We start from the raw sequence: 13,259 nt of genomic DNA on the forward strand, positions 1-13,259 counted from the left end.
TCAGTGGATTTCTCACGGCTCCAGGTGAGCCGTATGAGAGTTCGGCCGGTGGCCGAGGCGGCGGGCCGTGCCGGAGAGCCGGGCCAGCACCCGGGCGGCGCCGGGCGAGAGGCGTGACAGGGCGTACCCGAGCTTGCCCTCGGCGTTGACCAGGACGACGGCCTCGTTCCGGTGGACGGCCCGCAGGATGTGCGCGGCGACGCGCTCCGGCGGGTAGCCGCGCCGCTCCAGCGCCGTCACCGAGATGTCGCGGAGGTCGGTGCCGACGTACGTGGCGTGACGGGCGATGTTCGTGGAGACGAAACCGGGACAGATCGCGCTGACCCCGATGCCCTGCCCGGCCAGCTCGGCCCGCAGGCAGTCGCTGAGCGTCTTCACCGCCGCCTTGACCGTCGAGTACGCGGGCAGCAGCATCGTGGGCGCGAACGCGGCCAGCGAGGCGACGTTGACGATGTTGCCGCCTTCGCCGCGTTCGACCATCTGCGCCGCGAACAGGCGACAACCGTGGACCACGCCCCACAGGTTGACGTCGATCATGCGCCGCCAGTCCTCCACGGAGTGGTCGAGGAAGGCGCCGGCGACGAGGATGCCGGCGTTGTTGACCACGATGTCCGGGACGCCGTACTCGGCGCGGACCTGCTGGGCGAAGCTCTCCATCCGGGCGGCGTCGGCGACGTCGACCTGCTGGGCGTGGGCCGTGCTGCCGAAGTCCTTGGCGATGCCGGCGGCCGTGCGGGCCGCCGCCGCCTCGTCCACGTCGGCGCAGACCACCTCGGCCCCGTGGGCGGCGAAGGCTCGGGCGGTGGCGCGGCCGATCCCGCTGCCCGCGCCGGTGACGACCGCCAGCCGCCCCGCGAACGCCTTCTCCCTCCCCGGGGAGGACTCCTGCCGGGCGCGGCGCAGCCCCGGCGGGGCCTCGGCGCCGTCCACGTGCGCGGCGAACTCGGCGATCATCCTGGCCACCACGTCCGGCCGGCCGCGCTGCGCCCAGTGTCCCGCCACGATCCTGCGATGCCAGAACCTCGGCGCCCACCGCCCGAGCGAGGCCAGCAGCGCCGGCGAGACGAACGGGTCACGGGTGGTCTCGATGAGCTGCACCGGCACGTCCACCACCGGATCGCCGTGCGACGCGGTGTGGCGGGGCCGCAGCCCGGGGCCCATGTTGCGGCGGTACATCCACAGCCCGTTGGCCGCGTCCCTCGACAGCGTGTCCGCGGGGTGCCCGGCGCGCGGCTCGACGCCGTCGCGGACCCGCATGCTCCGCTCCAGCACCGCCGGCATGAACGTCCGCCATGCCGTCTCCGGCAGCGCCGGGGTCTGGAACACGCCGATGTACCAGGACCGTGCGAGCTGCGAGGCGACCTCCGCGGGGCTGCCCTCCCGCATGAACCGGCCGGCCTGGGCCAGCCCCGGCCCGCCGAAGCTGGTGAACGACGCCACCCGCTCCCGGATGCCGGGCCTGCTCACCGCGTCCCAGCCCTGGAGCGAGCCCCAGTCATGGCCGACGAGGTGGACTGCGGGCTTGCCGATCGCGTCGAGCACCGCCGCGAGGTCGCCCGCGAGGTGGTCGAAGGTGTAGTCCGCGTCGTCGGCCGGCGCGGTGGAGCGGCCCGCGCCGCGCACGTCGTAGCGCACCACGTGGAAGCGGTCGCGCAGCCGCTCCGCGACCTCGTCCCAGACGCGCTGGGTGTCGGGATAGCCGTGAACGAGCAGGATCGTCGGGTGGGCCGGGTCGCCCTCCTCGACCACCCACAGCCGTACGTCACCGGACTCCACCCACCGCATGGCGGCCTCCTCCACGTCGCCGGCCCGTCCAGGAGACATGACCGGCCACGCCGCCCGCAAACGCCGGTCAGGGGCGGGTGGACAGGCCCGTGCAGGAGCGCAGCGCCTTCCAGTCGGCCACCGCCTGCGTCCTGGCGGCGCCGGTCATCGGCACCGGGATGCCGCCCTGGATGGTGGCCGGGGTCCACTGGTCCTTGAGCACCTTGCGCCCGTTGATCGTGAGCGTCAGCACCCCGGTCCGTCCGGTCGTGCCCGGAGTGGAGTTGTAGAAGACGAAGTTGCCCAGGCCGTAGCTGATGTAGGAGCTGCCCAGGTAGCCGGCGCCGAGCAGGATGTGCGCGTGGCCGCCGACCACCACGTCCGCGCCGGCCTTGACCAGCTTGGGGGCCAGGGAGAGCTGCGCCGGGTTCGGGCACTTCTGCATCTCGGTGCCCCAGTGCAGGTGGACGATCACGGTGTCGGAGTTCTTGCGGGCCTGCCGGACGGCCCGGAGCAGGCGGTCCTCGTTCTTGGCCGAGGCGAGCCCGCCCTTGCCGGGCGTCGCCGTCCAGGCGTTGACGAACTCGGCGTCGAGCACCTGCGTGGCCCCGATGACCGACACGCGGTTGCCGTTGACGACCTTGCGGAACGGCCGGTACGCCTCGGTGTCGTTCGCGCCGATCCCCACCACGGGGAACCTGGACTTCTTGATGGCCGCGAGCGAGTCGGACAGGCCGGTCTCCATGTAGTCCATGCCGTGGTTGTTGGCCATGGACACCACGTCCACCCCGGCGGCCTTGAGCGCGGTGAAGGCGCTGGCGGGCGCCCGGAAGGTGAACTGCTTGCCCGGCGCGGGCGTGCCTCCGGTGGTGATGGCCGTCTCCAGGTTGACCATGGCAAGGTCGGCGCGGCGCAGGACGGACGCGATCGGCCCGAGGGTGGTACGCGGGTTGTTCAGGCGGGGACGCAGCACGCCCTCGAAGTGCACGTCACCGCCGAAGGAGATCGTGAACGGCCGGCGCTCCGGCGACGGCGTGGAGTCCGCCACGGCGGGCTTGTCGAGGGCCTGCTTGCTCTGGGCACTGGGCTGGGGGTCCGGCTCGTCCGCGGCGCACGCGGTGGAGGCGGTGAGGGCTGCGGCGACGGCCACGGCCGCGGCGGCACGACGGGGGAGTCTCATTTGTCGCCACTTCTGCTCGTTCCTGACATTCAGCCAACGAGCATGCCATGGGTGGCGACGCGGCGTGCCCCAACTTCCGGACGGTCAGCGGGACATGAGCCAGGTGACGGCCTCGCGGCTGGCGTCGTCCACCGGGGTGTAGACGACCATCCGCGTCTCGGGCGCCGCCGAGGAGTTGAAGCTCACCGTGCTGAAGCGGAGCCTGCCCACCTCGGCGTGCTTGAAGATCTTCTCGCGTGGCCCCGGCTCGGCCACGTCCTGGCGCGCCCACAGGCGAGCGAACTCCGGGCTCTCCCGGGTGAGCCGGCGGACGAAGTCCTGCCAGCACGGGTCGTCGGCGTGACGGCTGTAGGCGCCGCGGAAGACGGCCACCGCGCGGGCCAGCTCCTTGTCGCGGTTGACCAGCACGCAGGCCAGCGGCCCCACACAGCTCTGCCAGAGGGTGTTGCGCTCGCCGTCGGGCGCGCCGACGACCTCGGGGAACAGCACGGCGTAGGCGGGGTTCCAGGCGAGCACGTCGCAGCGGCTGTTGGACAGGCAGGCGGGCATCGGGCCGAGCTGGTCGAGGATGGCCTGGACCTGCGGGGTGACGCGCGTGGTGTCGTCGTTGGGCACGCCCGTGGTGTGTCCGGCCAGCCGGTAGAGGTGCTGCCACTCGGCGTTGTCGAGCCGGAGCGTGCGCGCGATCGCGTCGAGCACCTGGGTGCTGGCGTTGATGGGACGACCCTGCTCCAGCCACGTGTACCACGTGACGCCCACGCCGGCGAGCTGCGCGACCTCCTCGCGTCGCAGGCCGGGCGTGCGCCTGCGCGGCCCCGGGGCCAGGCGTACCATCTCGGGGGTGATCCGCTCGCGCCTCGTGCGCAGGAACGCCGCCAGGTCGGTCCGCTTGGTCTCCGCCATCGTCATGTCTCCACTATGGTCCGCCGGGCAACGATGATCCAGGTGGTGCCAGTACCAGTATAAAGAGGCTCTCGTTACTGGTATCGAAATGCCCTCATCCTAGGAGCATGACCCAAACAGCCGTTTCCCCCTCTCTGGCCGGACAGCCGGAAAGGACCCGGGCCGGCGGGCTGCTCCTCACAGTCATCCTGGTGGGGCAGTTCCTGGCCATCCTCAACGTCAACATCGTCAACGTGGCCACCCCCACCATCCGGGCCGACCTGCACTCCTCCGGCGCGGGCCTGCAGATGATCGTGGCCGGTTACACCATTGTCTATGCCGTCCTGTTGATCACCGGTGCCAGGCTGGGCGACCTGTTCGGCTACCGCAACGCCTTCCTCGGCGGCCTGGCCGCGTTCGGCGTCACCACGCTCGGCGCGGGGCTGGCCCCCTCGACGGGCTGGCTGGTCGCCTTCCGCCTGGCCCAGGGCGCCGGCGCGGCGATGATGATGCCTCAGGTGATGACGCTCATCCAGCGCAACTACCAGGGTGCGGCCCGGGGACGGGCACTCGGCCTGTGGTCGGCGGTGATCAGCGGCGGCATCGTCGTCGGCCAGGCGATGGGCGGCATCCTGCTGGGGCTCGGTGCGGGCTGGCGGATCGTGTTCCTGGTGCTGGTGCCGATCGCGGTGTTGCTGCTGGCCGCGGGTGTGAAGGTGCTGCCCGCCGACGACGGCGGCGGAGGGCGGGCCGGGCTCGACCCGCTGGGCCTGGTCACGTTGTCGGCGGCCGTACTGCTGATGATCGTGCCGATGGTGCTGGGCAGGGACCTGGGCTGGCCGGTGTGGGGCTGGATTTCCATGGCGTTCAGCGTCGTGATGTTCGGGGTGTTCGTCCAGGTCGAGCGCTGGGTGACCGCGCGGGGCGGCCGGCCGTTGGTGGACGCGGCGGTGCTGCGGGCGCCGGGCATGCGGCCCGGGCTGGGCGTGCTGCTGTTCGGGCCGGCGACCTGGGGCGCGTTCCTGTTCACCTCCGCCCTGCACCTCCAGGGCGAGCTGCACCTGACACCGCTGGCCTCCGGCATGATGCTGGTGCCGTGCGCGCTCGCGTTCGCACTGGTCGGGCTTGGCTGGCCACGCCTGCCCGCGCGGTTGCAGCGCCGGTTGGTGCCGTTCGGGTACGTGGTGGCCGCGCCCGCGTACGTCGGCCTGGGGCTCGCGGCGGCGGGCGGACTGCCGTACGCGGTCATGAGCGCCCTCATCGGCGCCGGCCTCGGCGTGCAGGTCGCCGTCACGAACCTGGCGACCGAGCAGGTGGCGGACGAGTACGCGGCGGACGCCAGCGGCGCGCTGCTGACCGTCATGCAGCTCGGTCAGGTGATCGGCGTCTCGACGGTCGGCACGCTGTTCGTCTCGCTCCAGGGCCGCGCCTCGGCCTCCATGTCCACGGCGATCGCCCTCGCGGCGCTGGCCGTCCTGGCCGGGATCAGCTCCCTCTTCCTCGTACGGCGCCGTGCGGCACCGGCGGTTTGAGCGGCACGTGCAACGGCCCCTGTCCCCCGAATGGGAGGGGCAGGGGCCGTTTCGGCATGTCAGGGAAATTTCCGAGCCCGTACCCGGCCGGTGCGTACGCGGCGGCCACAGATCCGACCTTGAGCAGGGAAAAGGGGAACGGCCCTGGATCATCCAAGGCCGTTCGGCGTCATGCGTCTGGCCCCAGCGTGGCCGGATCGAATTCACCGTCGCGGACCCCGGCCACGAAGGCCGTCCATTCTGCTTCGGTGAAGACGAGAACCGGGCTGTCGCCGATCTTGCCGTCCCGCAGTGCGACACTGCCGTCGCCCAGCGGGGCGACTTCCACACAGGTGCTCGAGCCGTTGCAGAAGCTGCTCTTCCGCCATGCCGCCGAGCTTATGTTGATGTGCATTATCTCCCCATATGGGCAAAAAAGGGCGCCATTGCCCTTTTCTTGTGCTAATTTCGCCACAGCATGGCTTTTCGCTGGATCAGCACGCGGGAATCGTCCTCATCGAGCGCTTCCGCGCCCAAGTACTCGAAAGCCGCCTCGTATCCAGCGACCCGTCCGAGGTCTTCGACGAAGCCACCCGCGTAGAGCTGCTCCAGGTAAACGACGTCATCGAAGCCCGCGAACTTGAGATGTACGAATCCTCCAGTGTTGACCGGGTGCAGCGACTCCATGGTGAGAACGCGAATGCTGACGTGCGGGAGCAGTGAAGCCTCCAGGAGATGCTCCATCTGCGCCTGCATGACCGAAGGCTCGCCGAATTTGCGGATCAGGACTGATTCGTCCAACACGAAACGCGCATCCGGCGGATCGGGCCGGTACAGGACGCGCTGCTGCCGATCCATGCGCGCCTCCACCCGGCTCCGCACGCCACTATGAGTGATGCGGACGATGCTACGAGGCGCCGAGACGACTTCGCGCGCATAGTCCTCGGTTTGCAGAAGACCGGGCACGACCTGGGGTTCCCAGTTGCGCTGGCACACGGCCTCCGCCTCCAGCCCGAGGAATCTTGTGTACTCCCCGGGCAGGGAGTCTTCGTAATCCTCCCACCACCCCCGTTGATCCGCATCTCGCAACAGGCCGAAGAGTTCGTCAAGCTTGGCCTCGGCCACGCGGTAGAGCTTGGCCATGGACTCGATGTCCTCGGCGCTGGGCATGGTCTTGGCGGCCTCGATGCGGCTGACCTTGCTGGGCGACCAGCCGAGCTCCCTGGCGGCCGCGGCGCCGGTGAGCTTGTGACGCTCACGGAGGAGGCGGAGCTCCTGGCCGAGCCTGAGCCTGCGGACAGTCGGGCTGCCCTGTTGCGATGACACCGTCCACTCTCCTCGTCGGAAGGAAGGTGTAGCCGGAAAGGTCGTTTGGACGCCCGGGGCGGTGGACCGTCCGCCCAATCTTACACTGCAAGTTGCACGCGTCACGGTGGGAGGCCCCCGGGAGACGCACCGACGAGCATGTAACCCCCCTCGTCAAACCCATGACAGCACGTTGCGGTGCAACTTGCACGGCAATTAATCCGGCAAGGTGCGAAGAAATCGAAATCTTCTCTTGCGCAAGCTCTTGCAGGGGAAGAAAGCCGGAGGGACCATCAAGGCCTGGAGGGACATCGAGCGCACAAGGAGGCCGGGATGAACGTCACGCGGCCTGGCGCTCAGGGATCTTCCCTCGCGATCACGCGCGGCCACGCGGGCCGCACCACCGGCAACGGCGCCGTCCCGGATACGCAGATCTACGCCAGGGAGGCCGTTTGCCGGAAGGACCCCGCATTCATCTGAACGCAAGCCGCGACCGCAGCAGCTCCGCCCGATCGTCCGCCACGAGCGCCGCTCACATGAGCACAGGTCAGGGGAGCACCGAAAAGCCGGACCGAGGCCGGTCACCGAATCGCCGCATATGGGCTGCCACCCTGCGACGACGTGGTCACCAGCCTGCAGTCCGGCGTAAGAAGCCACCTCGAGTAATGCCGCGAAAGGGGTCTTCTATGTACTCACAAGGTACCAAGGGACTCAAGCGAATCAAGTCCCGAATCCGGGAGCTCATCGCCTGGGCCGACCGCGAGATCTGCATGGAGCCGGACGAGTTCGCCTACCGGCGAGGCTGGGCCGTGACCCGGACCGGGTTCGGCTGCCGCGTCTACCGCGACCCCCGGTTCGACCAGCTCAAGCTTCCCGCCAAGGTGGCCGAGGAGGTGTCGTGAGCATGCCGCGCAACCCCCGCAACCAGATCTACCCGGCCAACGAGGACCTGCCCGGCGCCGGCCGGAGCGGCCTCCTGGCCCGGCTGTGGCGCTGGCGCGCGGAGCTGCTGCTGCTCGCGCTGGCCGTTCTGGTCACGTTCATGCTGCTGGGGGCGGCGCGGGGCGGCCACTGGACGCCGTTCGCCCTGACGGCCGGCGCGATCTCCGCGCCGGCGGTCACCCGGACGGGCCGCAACTGGGTGGTGGCGCACTTCTGGTGCGTCGTCTCCCGGCACCGCCTCCAGCGGACCTGCCTGGAGACGACCATGCACACCCGCTCCGGCAGGATCCCGCTGGTGCTGTGGATCACCCCGACGCGCACGGGCGAGAAGGCACTGATCCTGACGAGGGCCGGCATCAGCGCCGCGGAGTTCGAGGCGTACGCGGAGGAGATCGCCGCGGCCTGCTGGGCGCGCAGCGCCAACGTCTACCGGCACCGCAGGCGGGCGCAGCTCGTGGTGGTGGAGGTGGTGCGGCGCGAGGAGCTGCCGGGCGTCCTGTCGCCGGGGTTCGACCGCCTGTACGGCAGGCGCGCGTGGATCTCGCTGCGCCCGGACCTCGAGGAGCCGCCTGATCTCCTCCACCGCGAGCGGGCCCTGACAGCGGCCTGACCAGGTGACCCAGGGAGCGCCCACCGCGCCGGGCGCTTCCTGGCCGAAGCCCCGGAGACAGCGCGGGGGCTCCGGGGCTTCCCCCTCCGGCCGGCACGAGCCAAGATGAGTTCATTCCACGAACCCAGGAGTGGCGATGACGGCGACCGTCCACCGGACCTGTCCCCTGTGCGAGGCCGTGTGCGGCCTGGCCCTGACCCTCGACGAGGGAGGGCACGTCACCGGGGTCCGGGGCGACAAGGAGGACCCCTTCAGCCGGGGCTTCATCTGTCCCAAGGGCGCCAGCTTGGGGCGCCTGGACGAGGACCCCGACCGGCTGCGCAAGCCGCTGATCCGCGAGGGCGACCTGTGGCGCGAGGCCGGCTGGGACGAGGCGTTCGCCCTGGTCGGGGAGAACATCGACCGGGTCGTCGAGACGTACGGCCGGCAGGCCCTCGGCGTCTATCTGGGCAACCCGGTCGTCCACAGCATGGCCGGCTCCCTGTACGGCGGGCCGCTCGTCAAGGCGCTCGGCACCCGCAACGTCTTCAGCGCCAGCACCGCCGACCAGATGCCGAAGCACGTGTCCAGCGGCCTGATGTTCGGCCACCCGCTGGCCATCCCGGTGCCCGACCTGGACCGCACCGACTTCTTGCTCATGCTGGGCGCGAACCCGCTGGAGTCCAACGGCTCCCTGTGCACCGCGCCGGACTTCCCGGGCCGGCTCAAGGCGCTGCGCGCCCGGGGCGGCAGGCTCGTGGTGGTCGACCCGCGCCGCACCCGTACGGCCGCGCTGGCCGACGAGCACGTGTCCGTCCGGCCCGGCACCGACGCCTACCTGCTGTTCGGCCTGGTCCACACGCTGTTCGCGGAGGACCTGACGCGGGTCGCCGCGCCGGTCGACGGCCTGGACGAGGTACGGGAGGCGGCCAAGCACTTCCCGCCCGAGGTGGTGTCCCGCCGCACGGGCGTGCCCGCGGACGTCGTCGCACGGCTGGCCAGGGAGCTGGCCGCGGCCCCGACCGCCGCGGTGTACGCCAGGATCGGCACCTGCACGGCCGAGTTCGGCACGCTGGCCCAGTGGCTGGTGGACGTGCTCAACGTGCTGACCGGCAACCTCGACCGGCCGGGCGGCGCCATGTTCCCCAAGGCCGCCACGGAGTCGCCGGGGCGGCGACGGGCGTACACGGTCGGGCGCTGGAGGAGCCGCGTCCGCGGCCTGCCCGAGGCGAACGGCGAGCTGCCGGTGGCCACGCTCGCCGACGAGATCGAGACGCCCGGCGAGGGGCAGATCCGGCTGATGGTGACCGTGGCCGGCAACCCGGTGCTGTCGGCGCCCCACGGGGACCGGCTCGACGCGGCCTTCGCCGGGCTCGACTTCATGGTGAGCGTCGACCCGTACCTCAACGAGACCACCCGGCACGCGCACGTGATCCTGCCCCCGCCGCGCGTGCTGCAGTCGGGCCACTTCGACTTCTCGCTGCTCGGCCTGGCCGTGCGCAACTACGCGCGGTACTCCCCGCCGTCGCTGCCGCTGGACGGCCGGCCGTCGGAGGCGCTGATCCTCTCCCGGCTCGCCCAGATCGCCTCGGGCCTGGAGGGCGACCTCGATGAGTTCGTCATCGGCGGGATGCTGGCCAAGGCGGTCGAGACGCCGGGGTCGGCGGTGGCGGGCCGTGACCCGGCCGAGCTGCGGGCGGAGCTGGACGGCGAGACGGGCGCCGAGCGCAGGCTCGACGTGATGCTGCGGCTCGGCCCGTACGGCGCGTGGGCGGGCAAGGGCGACCTGTCGCTGCGCAAGCTGCTCGACCACCCGCACGGGCTGGACCTCGGGCCGCTGGAGCCCCGCCTCGGCGAGGTGCTCAGGACGGCGTCCGGGGTGGTGGAGCTGGCCCCGCCGCAGCTCATGGAGGACGTCGAGCGGCTGCGCGGCCGGCTGGAGGAGAAGCCGCCGGAGTTCGTGCTGATCGGCCGCCGGCACCTGCGCTCCAACAACAGCTGGATGCACAACGTCGCGCCGCTCGTCGGCGGCAGCAACACCTGCACGCTGCAGATCCACCCGGCCGACGTGGCCCGGCTCGGCCTGGACGGCGTCGCCGTGGTGCGCTCGGCCAAGGGCGAGGTCACGGTGCCGCTGGAGCCGACCGAGGCGATCATGCCGGGCGTGGTGTCGCTGCCCCACGGCTGGGGTCACGCGGACAGCACGCAGACGGTGGCCGCCGAGCACGCCGGGGTGAGCGTGAACGCCCTGACGGACGAAACGGCGATCGATGTTCCGTCCGGAAATGCCGTGTTCAACGGGGTGCCGGTCACGATTTTGCCAACCGGGGTGATCACCGCACATTAAGGTGTCGCGCGTGACTATCGCACCAGATGAGGACCGCCTGACCGCCCAGATCGCCTTCGCCGTCGAGATCGACAAGTTGAAGCGGGTCATCCGCCGCAACCTGTTGATGGACGGCTCGCGGCGGGAGAACGACGCCGAGCACTCCTGGTACGTAGGCATGCTGGCCCTCGTCTTCGCCGAGCACGCCCCACCGGGGACCGACATCCAGCGGGTCGTGGCCATGCTCCTCGTGCACGATCTCGTGGAGATCGACGCGGGGGACACGTTCATCTACGACCCGGTGGCGGTGGCCGCGCAGGTCGAGGCCGAGCGGGCGGCGGCCGAGCGGATCTTCGCGCTGCTGCCCGCGGACCAGGCGGCGTCGATGCGCGCGCTGTGGGAGGAGTTCGAGGCGCGGGAGACGCCGGAGGCGAGATTCGCCAAGGCGCTGGACCGCTTCGCGCCGATCCTGGCCAACCACAACACCGAGGGCGGCACCTGGCCGCTGTTCCGCGTCACCGCTTCGCAGGTCAAGGAGAAGGTGCGGCTGATCGAGGACGGCTCGCCGTCGCTGGGCGCATACGCCATGGAGCTGGTCGAGCTGTCCGTCGCGAGAGGTCACCTGTCCGAGTGATGCCCTCACGCGTGGGGTAGGGGACTTGTCGTGAAAGAGATAGTACGACCGAGACGTAGGCAGATGCGGGTTTTGGGGGGACCGCTGGACCTGGCCGACCGACTGGAGAAGTCCAAGGCCATGGACAAGCCGATCCAGCGACTCGCCAAGGCCGTACGTGACCGGATCCGGCCGGGCCTGTTGCGGGACGTGCTCCACGGCGTTCCCACGGGCAAGCCCCTGCACCCGCCGATGGCGACGGTGAGCCTGGGCTGCTGGGCATCGGCCGGTGTGCTCGACCTCACCACCATCGATCCCCGCGCCGCGCGGCTGCTGCTGGCCGTCGGCATCGGCAACGCCCTCCCCACGGCCGCCGCCGGACTGACCGACTGGTCCTCGCTCCACCGGGAGCAGCAGCGCGTCGGCTTCGTGCACATGCTGTCGAACGTGACGGCGCTCGGCCTGTTCACCGCCTCGCTGGCGACCCGCCTGTCCGGCCGCGAACGGGTCGGCCGCATGCTGTCCTGGGCCGGGCTCGGCGTGGGCAGCGTCGGCGCGTACCTGGGCGGCCACATGGCCTACCGGCAGGCGGCCGGCGCGAACCACGCGCCGCAGGTGGCCCACCTGGTGCCGCTCGGCTGGCACGACCTGTGCCGGCTCAGCGACCTGCCCGACGGCCGGCCGGTGGCCCGGCGGCTCGGCTACATCCAGCTCTTCGTGCTGCGGCAGGGCGAGGGCGTCACCGTGCTGGCCGACCGCTGCCCCCACCTGGCGGGCCCGCTCCACCAGGGCCGGCTGGTCACGGAGGGCGGCGAGGCGTGCGTGGTGTGTCCCTGGCACGGCAGCACGTTCCGGCTGGAGGACGGCTCGGTGCGGCACGGCCCCGCCACGGCGCCGGCCCCCGCGTTCGAGACACGGGTCAGGAAGGACGGCACGCTCCAGGTACGGCCGGGCTTGCTATGAACCTTGGTTGAGGTTCTACGGTCGGAGGCATGAACGACATCCTCGTGACCGGTGCGACCGGCAACGTCGGCAGACACGTCGTCTCCCAGCTCGCGGAGGCAGGCATCCCGGTGCGCGCGCTGGTCCGCGACCCCTCCCGTGCCACACTGCCCGACGGCGTCCAGGCCGTGCGCGGCGACCTGACCGCCCCTGAGACGCTGGAGCCGGCGCTGCGCGGCGTGGACGCCGTCTTCCTGATCTGGCCCGGCTTCGCCGCCGAGACGGCCGAGCCGGTGGTGGAGGCCGTCGCCAAGCACGCCCGCCGCGTGGTCTACCTGTCCGCCCACGTGCCGGCGGCCGGCGACGACGACGAGCCGACGATCTTCCACCAGCAGGTCGAGCGGCTCATCCGCCGGACCGGGATGGCGTGGACGTTCCTGCGGCCGAGCGGGTTCGCGGTCAACACCCTCGGATGGGCCGACCAGATCCGGCAGGGCGTGGTGCGCTGGCCGTTCGGGGCGGCCTCCAGGTCGCTCATCCACGAGAAGGACATCGCGGCGGTCGGCACGCACGTGCTCACCTCCGCGGGCCACGCCGGGGCGGCCTACGTGATCACCGGGCCGGAGCGGCTGACGCAGGCCGAGCAGGTGCGCGTCATCGGCGAGGCGGTCGGGCGCGAGGTGCGCTGGGAGGACATGCCGCCGCAGGAGGCGCGCGAGCTGCTGCTGGCCTCGTGGGGTGACCCGGGCTTCGTGGATGGGGCGCTGCGGGGCTGGGAGTCGTTCGTGACGTCGCCCGAGACGATCACGGACACGGTGGAGGGGCTGCTGGGACGGCCCGCGCTGGCGTTCCGCCAGTGGGCGGAGGACCACGCCGCCGACTTCCGCTGAGGCTCCGTACGGCCGGGGCGCGGGCCGGGCCGCGCCCCGTCGTCAGTCGTCGTCCCGCGCGCCCCCGCCGTGGGAGTTCTCGTCGGCGGGGTGCTCGACCAGGGCGAGGATGCGGCTGGACATGAACCGCGCGGTCCGTACGGTCGTGCCGCCGCGGGTCACCTCGCTGACCTCGACCAGGCCCCGGCGCGTGGCCACCTCGACGCGGCGGCCCGCGCGGGTGGCGATCACTTCGTAGGTTCGCGGGGTGCCGCCCGCGTCGATGACGATCTCCACCCGATCACCCTTCATGTACGGATTTATACCCAGAAAGAC

Annotated in this window: 14 protein-coding genes; 8 read left to right on the forward strand and 6 right to left on the reverse strand. The window is 71.4% G+C overall.

Going from position 1 to position 13,259, the window contains the following annotated elements:
* Window positions 1-12: 12 nt before the first annotated feature.
* From MTP10_RS02540 to MTP10_RS02550, 3 genes are all read right to left on the reverse strand, one after another.
* Complete coding sequence (locus MTP10_RS02540; RefSeq protein ID WP_310707293.1) at window positions 13-1,824, reverse strand: SDR family oxidoreductase; 1,812 nt, start codon at window positions 1,822-1,824, stop codon at window positions 13-15.
* Window positions 1,825-1,852: 28 nt separating this feature from the next.
* Window positions 1,853-2,944 carry a CapA family protein gene (locus MTP10_RS02545; RefSeq protein WP_310707294.1) on the reverse strand — a complete coding sequence of 364 codons (1,092 nt, stop codon included), beginning with the start codon at window positions 2,942-2,944 and terminating at the stop codon, window positions 1,853-1,855.
* Between the two features lie 84 nt (window positions 2,945-3,028).
* A complete protein-coding gene (locus MTP10_RS02550; RefSeq protein WP_310707295.1) occupies window positions 3,029-3,853 on the reverse strand; it encodes a helix-turn-helix transcriptional regulator in 825 nt (274 codons plus the stop codon).
* 101 nt (window positions 3,854-3,954) lie between these two features.
* On the opposite strand from MTP10_RS02550, the gene MTP10_RS02555 reads away from it, so the two are divergent.
* Window positions 3,955-5,358, forward strand: a complete 1,404-nt coding sequence (locus tag MTP10_RS02555; protein WP_310707296.1) for an MFS transporter — start codon at window positions 3,955-3,957, stop codon at window positions 5,356-5,358.
* Window positions 5,359-5,527: 169 nt separating this feature from the next.
* On the opposite strand, the gene MTP10_RS02560 is transcribed toward MTP10_RS02555, so the two are convergent.
* Both MTP10_RS02560 and MTP10_RS02565 read right to left on the reverse strand, forming a co-directional pair.
* Window positions 5,528-5,752 carry a DUF397 domain-containing protein gene (locus MTP10_RS02560; RefSeq protein WP_310707297.1) on the reverse strand — a complete coding sequence of 75 codons (225 nt, stop codon included), beginning with the start codon at window positions 5,750-5,752 and terminating at the stop codon, window positions 5,528-5,530.
* Window positions 5,753-5,799: 47 nt separating this feature from the next.
* Window positions 5,800-6,663, reverse strand: a complete 864-nt coding sequence (locus MTP10_RS02565) for a helix-turn-helix transcriptional regulator (protein ID WP_310707298.1) — start codon at window positions 6,661-6,663, stop codon at window positions 5,800-5,802.
* A gap of 312 nt (window positions 6,664-6,975) precedes the next feature.
* Here MTP10_RS02565 and MTP10_RS02570 point away from each other — a divergent pair, with 312 nt between their 5' ends.
* From MTP10_RS02570 to MTP10_RS02600, 7 genes are all read left to right on the forward strand, one after another.
* A complete protein-coding gene (locus MTP10_RS02570) occupies window positions 6,976-7,122 on the forward strand; it encodes a hypothetical protein (protein ID WP_310707299.1) in 147 nt (48 codons plus the stop codon).
* A 206-nt stretch (window positions 7,123-7,328) separates the two neighbouring features.
* Window positions 7,329-7,544, forward strand: coding sequence for a hypothetical protein (locus MTP10_RS02575; RefSeq protein WP_310707300.1), 216 nt, complete (start codon window positions 7,329-7,331; stop codon window positions 7,542-7,544).
* Window positions 7,541-8,194: a hypothetical protein gene (locus MTP10_RS02580; protein ID WP_310707301.1), complete on the forward strand. Its 654-nt coding sequence runs from the start codon at window positions 7,541-7,543 to the stop codon at window positions 8,192-8,194. The genes MTP10_RS02575 and MTP10_RS02580 overlap by 4 nt, the downstream gene beginning before the upstream one ends.
* Window positions 8,195-8,330: 136 nt before the next feature.
* The gene (locus tag MTP10_RS02585; RefSeq protein ID WP_310707302.1) at window positions 8,331-10,520 is read left to right on the forward strand and encodes a molybdopterin-dependent oxidoreductase; all 2,190 of its coding nucleotides are present in this window, start codon (window positions 8,331-8,333) and stop codon (window positions 10,518-10,520) included.
* A gap of 1 nt (window position 10,521) precedes the next feature.
* Window positions 10,522-11,133: an HD domain-containing protein gene (locus MTP10_RS02590; protein WP_310707303.1), complete on the forward strand. Its 612-nt coding sequence runs from the start codon at window positions 10,522-10,524 to the stop codon at window positions 11,131-11,133.
* Between the two features lie 63 nt (window positions 11,134-11,196).
* Window positions 11,197-12,075 carry a Rieske 2Fe-2S domain-containing protein gene (locus MTP10_RS02595; RefSeq protein ID WP_310707304.1) on the forward strand — a complete coding sequence of 293 codons (879 nt, stop codon included), beginning with the start codon at window positions 11,197-11,199 and terminating at the stop codon, window positions 12,073-12,075.
* A 29-nt stretch (window positions 12,076-12,104) separates the two neighbouring features.
* Window positions 12,105-12,944: an NAD(P)H-binding protein gene (locus tag MTP10_RS02600; RefSeq protein WP_310707305.1), complete on the forward strand. Its 840-nt coding sequence runs from the start codon at window positions 12,105-12,107 to the stop codon at window positions 12,942-12,944.
* A 42-nt stretch (window positions 12,945-12,986) separates the two neighbouring features.
* Here the strand turns inward: MTP10_RS02600 and MTP10_RS02605 are convergent, their stop codons facing one another.
* The gene (locus MTP10_RS02605; protein WP_310707306.1) at window positions 12,987-13,235 is read right to left on the reverse strand and encodes a hypothetical protein; all 249 of its coding nucleotides are present in this window, start codon (window positions 13,233-13,235) and stop codon (window positions 12,987-12,989) included.
* Window positions 13,236-13,259 lie beyond the last annotated feature (24 nt).

The organism is Nonomuraea sp. 3-1Str (genome assembly GCF_031570565.1).
Taxonomy (GTDB): Bacteria; Actinomycetota; Actinomycetes; order Streptosporangiales; family Streptosporangiaceae; genus Nonomuraea.